Genomic DNA, 6,461 nt, shown 5'->3' on the forward strand with positions numbered 1-6,461 from the left:
CGGCACGCGCGCGCCGGCGTCCGCCGGCGCCGGGACCGCGCGATGAGCGCATCCGGCTCGCCCTCGCAGCGCTACGCCGCCGGCGTGGCGCGCGGCGACTGGCAGGACGATCCCGCGCAGCGCGCGGTGCTGCCGGAACTGGACCGCCTGCACGCCGCGCTCTCGCAGCCGCCGGCCCGGCGCGGCGCCCTGAAGCGGCTGTTCGGCCGAGGCGATGCGCCTGAAGCGATCGACGGCCTGTACCTGTGGGGCGGCGTGGGCCGCGGCAAGACCTTCCTGATCGACCTCTTCATCGACGCGCTGCCCCTGAAAGAACTCAAGGGCGAAGCCCTTTCCGGCGCCCCTCTCCCGGATACCGGGAGCGGGGGGGACCGTTCGCAGAGCGAACGGTGGGGCGAGGGCCTCTCGAATGCCGAAGCCCTTTCCGGCGTCCCTCTCCCGGATACCGGGAGAGGGGGGGACCGTTCGCAGAGCGAACGGTGGGGTGAGGGCCTCTCGAATGCCGAAGCCCTTTCCGGCGTCCCTCTCCCGGACACCGGGAGAGGGGGGGACCGTTCGCAAGGCGAACGGTGGGGTGAGGGCGACGGATCAGCGCCCGCCCCGGCCGATCCGCGCCTGGGCGGCAAGCGCCGCACCCACTTCCACCGCTTCATGCGCGGCGTGCACGAACAGTTGCGCGGGCACGCCGGCGAACGCGACCCGATCGCCGCGGTCGTGCGCCAGTGGCGCGAGGCCGGGCTGCGGGTGCTGGCGCTGGACGAGTTCTTCGTCACCGACATCGGCGACGCGATGCTGCTGGCGCGCCTGCTCGAGCGCATGTTCGGCGAGGGCATCGTGCTGGTCACCACCTCCAACATCGCGCCGGACGGCCTGTACCGCGATGGCCTGCAGCGCGCGCGCTTCCTGCCCGCGATCGAACTGCTGAAGGCGCATTGCCGGGTGCTGGAAATGGCCAGCGACACCGACTACCGGCTGCGCGCGCTGACCCGCTCGCCGGTCTACCGCACGCCGCTGGACGCGGGTGCCGCGGACTGGCTGGCCGAGCGCTGGCGCGCGCTGGGCGGCGGCGAGCGCCGCCGCGACGGCGGCATCGTCGTCGACGGCCGCCGCATCGCGGTGCGCGCACGCGCCCCCGGCATGGCCTGGTTCGACTTCGACGCCCTGTGCGAAGGCCCGCGCGGCAGCGCCGACTACATCCAGATCGCACGCGAGTTCCACACCGTGCTGGTGGGCGGGGTGCCGCAGTTCGACGACACCCGCAACGATGCCGCGCGCCGCTTCGTCACCCTCGTCGACGAGCTCTACGACCGCCACGTCAACCTGGTCTGCACCGCCGCCGCCGAACCGCCCGCGCTCTACGCCGGCGAGCGCCTGGCCGCCACCTTCGAACGCACCGCCTCGCGCCTGATCGAGATGCGCAGCGCCGAGTACCTGGCCCGCCCGCACCGCCCCTAACTGCGATGCACGGCTCGCGGGATCCGAGACCTGGCGACAGGAACGCGACGGCCGGCGCGATGGGCGGTTGACGCCGGCACGCGCGACTGGGTAAGCCTGCGCTGGCGCAAGGCGCGCGCAACCGGGAGAGGACGGATGTCGAGGCGACCCGCGGTCTGGATGACGGCAGCGTTCGCGATGGTCGTGGGCGGCACGGCGCACGCGCAGACGCGCATCTTCCGCGACGATTTCAACGGCAGCGCCGGTTCCAGCCCCACCCAGTGGGTGGTCGAGACCCACTGGCAGGGCCGCGGGAAGTTCGGCCAGCCCGGCTGGGTGACCGGTTCGGGCGCGATGGACGTCTCGGTCGGCCGCTACAACCCCGAGTCGCCGGGCGCGCTGCGACAGACCTCGCTGCGCACGGTGCAGTCCTTCCAGCCTTCGCCGGGCCGTGTGCTCGACTTCCGGATCCGGGCGCGGGTGTGGGGCCAGGACCAGCGCGGCATCGTCACCGCGTTCTTCCTCTACAGCCAGGGCCAGCGCAACGGCGCCTTCCGCTCCGACGAGGCGGACATCGAGTGGCTGACCAACGCCGCCGCGAACCGGAGCGACGACAGCATCCTGATCTCCACCTGGCACGACTGGAACCGCGACGACCCGCACTACGGCGTGGACCAGCATCCGCAGTTCGGCACCCAGCTCTCGCGGCTGGAGCCGGTCGGCTTCGACATCGGCGGCTGGCAGACCTACACGATCCGCTGGGGCCACGGGGTGCTGGAGTTCTTCGCCGACCAGCCCAACGGCCAGTGGCGCTACATCGGCGGCTACTACGGCGGCCAGGTGCCCACCCACCCCATGCATCTGTTCGTCAACGCCTGGGCGCCGGACAGCAGCTGGCCGCAGGCCTTCGATGCCAGCCTGCAGCCCACGGCGGACCCCGCCCAGCAGGCCTGGCATGGCATGAGCGTGGACTGGATCGAGGTGGTGGACCGGGCCGCGCCGTGAGCCGGCCGCGCATGCCCCCCGGGCGTGCCCGCGATCACCGCCGCGACCGCGGGCGCTCGCCGCGTCGCGTCACCAACCGATGGTGAAGGTCACCCGGGTCGGCGACGGGGTGTGCAGCGACGGGCTGTGGCCGCCCACGTCGTCGTAGGAGAACCCGTAGGCCAGGCCGCGGTGGGCGATGTCGCTGCCGTGCCAGAACTGGGCGTAGCGGTTGGCGAGCTCGCCCGCCGGGTAGTGGAACGCGGCGTCGTACCACTGCGACGGCCGCTCGATCACGTGCCGGTTCAGCGCCGCGGCCACCTGCGCCTGGATCTGCAACTGGGTGCCGATGTCCTGCGGCGCGGCGTTGGCGGGATCGTTGAGCAGGCCATCGCCGCGAAAGACCATCTGCGTATCCGGCTTGCCGTTGATGAAGAACGTGCCATTCTGGTGTCCGCCGGTGAAGCGGAAGGTATCGCCCTGCACGCGGCCGCTGAAGGTGCCCAGCCCCTGCAGCGAGAACACCAGGTCCTCGTGGCTGTAGCGTTCCCACACATGGTCGATGTAGGGCTGCAGGTAGGCCGCGTGCGCGCGCCCGTGGCCGAAGCCGCCGTGCGCCGGGGCCACGATCCGGTACGGCGCGTAGGGCGGTTGCGCCAGGTGCGCGAACTCCGCCGGCACCCGCTGCACGAAGCGCGCGAACACCTCGTCGCGCGTCAGCGTGTCCACCCGCTCGCCCACGGTCTCGTCGTAGCCGCCGAGCCCCTGCACCCGCAACTGCAGCGGGAAGCCGAACTGGTCCACCCGCGAGGTGTTGACGAAGATCCCGCGGTCCGGGCGGTCGATCGGCACGATCGCCATCTCGCCGAAGTCGAAGATCACGTCGAGGTTGGGGTCGGTGGGGTTCTGGATGTCGGCGCCGGCGTAGCCGAGGTTGCCGGCGGCATCGATCAGCACCTTGATGTACATCGGCCCGCCCACCGACAGCATGATCCGTGCCGAATCGAGCGGCGCGATGCTCACCTCCGGCACGTCCGACAGGCGGTGGAAGTAGTTGGCGTAGCCCTCGCCGTTGCGGACCAGCGCACCGTTGTCGGCCACCGACATCGGCACCTGGCGGCCCTGCGCGTCGATCCAGACGAAGTGGCCGTCGGCCCAGCGGCGGCCGATGATCGCCCAGTGGATCTGCTGATCGGTCCAGCGCCCGCGCGTCTGGTTGACCACCTCGAACACGGTCCGTTCGTTCCAGTCCTGCGCCACGGCCATGGCGGACGGCCCCAGCGCGAGTGAGACCAGGACGGCCAACAAGGCGAACATGCGTTTCATCGCGACTTCCCTCCCTGCACTTCATGCGCATCGTTGTGGCGCCTTGCCGGCTCGCCCATGCGTCCGGCAAGGCGACCCGCGGGTGGCGGGCACGCCCGACCCTAAGCCGTCCTGCGCCGGCAGTCCGTTAACCCGATGCCGGTTTTCGCCCGCGGCACGCACCGCGTTCCGTGCCGCGGCGGAGCGCGAGCGCGCTCGACGTGCCCACGGCGGCATACAATCGCGTGTTTGGATTCCTGCATGGGGACGGGCATGGCGAACTCGACGCGGATCGCGCATCCGGGACTGGCGGCAAAGCGGACCGACGCCGCACGCGCCGCGGAATGGATCGAGCCGGGCATGGCAGTCGGGATGAGCGGCTTCACCGGCGCCGGCTATCCCAAGGCGGTGCCGCAGGCGCTGGCTGCGCGCATCGAGGCCGCGCGCGCGCGAGGCGATGCCTTCGCGCTGCGCGTGCTGACCGGCGCCTCCACCGCACCCGAGCTCGACGGCGCGCTGGCGCGCGCCGGCGGCATCGACTTCCGCCTGCCGTACCAGTCCGATCCCGAGCTGCGCGCGCGCATCAACCGCGGCGAGATCGAATACATGGACATCCACCTGGGCCACGTCGCGCAGTACGCGTGGTTCGGGTTCCTGGGCAAGATCGACGTGGCGGTGATCGAGGCGACCGCCATCCTGCCCGACGGCCGCCTGGTGCCGTCCACCTCGGTGGGCAACAACAAGACCTGGCTCGACCTGGCCGACAAGGTGATCGTGGAGGTCAACCACCGCCAGCCGATCGGCCTGGACGGCATGCACGACATCTACTACGGCACCGCGCTGCCGCCGGCGCGCAAGCCGATCCCCCTGCTGCACCCGGGCGACCGCATCGGCGAACCCTACCTGCGGGTGGACCCGGACAAGATCGTGGCGGTGGTCGAGACCGACGCCCCCGACCGTCTTGGCGCGTTCGCGCCGCCCGACGCCACCTCGCGCCGCATCGCCGGCCATCTGGTGGAGTTCTTCCGCCACGAGATCCGCGCCGGGCGCCTGGGCGGCTCGCTGCTGCCGCTGCAGTCGGGCGTGGGCAACATCGCCAACGCGGTGCTGACCGGGCTGCGCGAAGGCGGTTTCTCCGGGCTGACCGCCTACACCGAGGTGATCCAGGACGGCATGCTCGAGCTGATCGAGCACGGCACGATCGAGGTCGCCTCGTCGACCGCGCTGTCGCTGAGCCCGGAGGCGGTGGCGCGCTTCGTCGAGCGCATCGAGCTGTTTCGCGAGCGGATCGTGCTGCGCCCGCAGGAGATCTCCAACCACGCCGAGCTGGTGCGGCGGCTGGGCTGCATCGCCATCAACGGCATGGTCGAGGCCGACCTGTACGGCAACGTCAACTCCACCCACGTCGCCGGCTCCACCATCATCAACGGCATCGGCGGCTCGGGCGACTTCGCCCGCAACGGCTTCCTGTCCTGCTTCGTGACCCCCAGTACCGCCAAGGGCGGCGCGATCTCGGCGATCGTGCCGATGGTCAGCCACGTCGACCACAACGAGCACGACGTCGATGTGGTGGTGACCGAGCAGGGCCTGTCCGACCTGCGCGGGCTCTCGCCCAAGCAGCGCGCACGCTCGATCATCGCCCACTGCGCGCACCCGGACTATCGCGACGCGCTGCAGGACTACTTCGACCGCGCGCTGGCCTCCGGCGGCGGCCGCCATACCCCGCACCTGCTGGCCGAGGCGCTGTCCTGGCACCAGCGTTATCTGGAAACCGGCTCGATGCGCGCGTGAGCGCGCGGCCACGGCGGTGAAGCCGCGCGCGGGGCCGCGCCTCCGCGCCTAGCGCGCGAGGCCCGGCTCGGCCGCTTCGCGGGCCTGCTGCGCGGCGCGCGCGTCCTGCTGCACGGCGCTCGCCAGGCCGGCGCGCTCGGCCGCGTCCGCCTGGCTCCCCGGCCGCCTGCGGCAGGTCGCGGATCAGGCGCGCGGCGTCGCCCTGCGCCACCCGGTCCACGAACGCCTCGATGGCCGGGTGCGAGCTTTCCGGGATGCCCGAGAGCAGCTTCTCCGCCAGCAACTGGCGCGCCTGCGGCACGTGCTGCACCGCATCGGCCACGTCCGACAGCAGCCCCGCCATCCGCTCGCGCTGCAGGGTGCCCAGGTTGGCCAGATCGTGCTGCACGCCGTCGTTGAGCAGGTCGCCCTGCACCTGCCAGGCGGTCACCCGGCGGTCGGTCTCGAACAGCGGCAGCCCGCCCTGTTCCTGCGAAAAGCGCCGCGCGGTCTCCGGGTGCAGGCCTGCGGCATTGAAGGTCACCGCCCGCATGCCCGTCACCGCCGCACCCGCCGAAGCCAGGCCGCCGGCCAGGCTGTGGCCTGCGAGGTCGAAGTCGAAACCCTGTCGTTTCAGTTCCATCGACAAGTTCATCGCGCGGTCGTAGTAATCGGTCTTCAGGCCGATCGACTGCGGGAAGTTGTTGCCGAGGAAATCCTCGGCGGCGGTGCCGCGCAGCTTGCCGTCGGAGCCGACCACCTCGTTGGCCGAGCCCTTGAACACCAGGGTCGGCTTGTAACCGGGTCCCAGCACCTCGGGATCGGGCAGATAGATCTCTGCACGGAAGCCGGACTTCTCAGGCTTGAGCATGTCGCGCAGCTCTTCGTCGCTTGCCTTCAAGCCCGGCATCGCGACCCGCAACAAGTCCAGGTTCTCGCTGGCGCGGACCCAACCGCTGGGCGGAGTT

General features: G+C 71.5%; 4 protein-coding genes and 1 pseudogene. 3 read left to right on the forward strand and 2 right to left on the reverse strand.

Features of this window, described 5'->3' with window-relative positions:
• Positions 1–42 precede the first annotated feature (42 nt).
• Positions 43–1,455, forward strand: coding sequence for a cell division protein ZapE (zapE, locus tag Z164_RS23600; RefSeq protein ID WP_024888779.1), 1,413 nt, complete (start codon positions 43–45; stop codon positions 1,453–1,455).
• 135 nt (positions 1,456–1,590) lie between these two features.
• The gene (locus tag Z164_RS0100430) at positions 1,591–2,439 is read left to right on the forward strand and encodes a glycoside hydrolase family 16 protein (protein ID WP_081769998.1); all 849 of its coding nucleotides are present in this window, start codon (positions 1,591–1,593) and stop codon (positions 2,437–2,439) included.
• Positions 2,440–2,508: 69 nt separating this feature from the next.
• Here the strand turns inward: Z164_RS0100430 and Z164_RS0100435 are convergent, their stop codons facing one another.
• Positions 2,509–3,744, reverse strand: coding sequence for a glycoside hydrolase family 64 protein (locus Z164_RS0100435; RefSeq protein ID WP_024888781.1), 1,236 nt, complete (start codon positions 3,742–3,744; stop codon positions 2,509–2,511).
• A gap of 252 nt (positions 3,745–3,996) precedes the next feature.
• Between Z164_RS0100435 and scpC the strand changes: the two genes are divergently transcribed.
• Positions 3,997–5,514, forward strand: coding sequence for a succinyl-CoA:acetate CoA-transferase ScpC (gene scpC / locus Z164_RS0100440; RefSeq protein ID WP_024888782.1), 1,518 nt, complete (start codon positions 3,997–3,999; stop codon positions 5,512–5,514).
• A 331-nt stretch (positions 5,515–5,845) separates the two neighbouring features.
• On the opposite strand, the pseudogene Z164_RS23760 reads toward scpC, so the two are convergent.
• Positions 5,846–6,403: pseudogene (locus Z164_RS23760) on the reverse strand (Tle-like phospholipase domain-containing protein); the annotation flags it as partial.
• Positions 6,404–6,461 lie beyond the last annotated feature (58 nt).

This window comes from Luteimonas huabeiensis HB2 (assembly GCF_000559025.1).
Taxonomy (GTDB): domain Bacteria; phylum Pseudomonadota; class Gammaproteobacteria; order Xanthomonadales; family Xanthomonadaceae; genus Luteimonas; species Luteimonas huabeiensis.

Coding starts and splice junctions, on each gene's coding strand:
- zapE (WP_024888779.1), top strand. CDS start 43: ATGAGCGCATCCGGCTCGCCCTCGCAGCGCTACGCCGCCGGCGTGGCG.
- Z164_RS0100430 (WP_081769998.1), top strand. CDS start 1,591: ATGTCGAGGCGACCCGCGGTCTGGATGACGGCAGCGTTCGCGATGGTC.
- Z164_RS0100435 (WP_024888781.1), bottom strand. CDS start 3,744: ATGAAACGCATGTTCGCCTTGTTGGCCGTCCTGGTCTCACTCGCGCTG.
- scpC (WP_024888782.1), top strand. CDS start 3,997: ATGGCGAACTCGACGCGGATCGCGCATCCGGGACTGGCGGCAAAGCGG.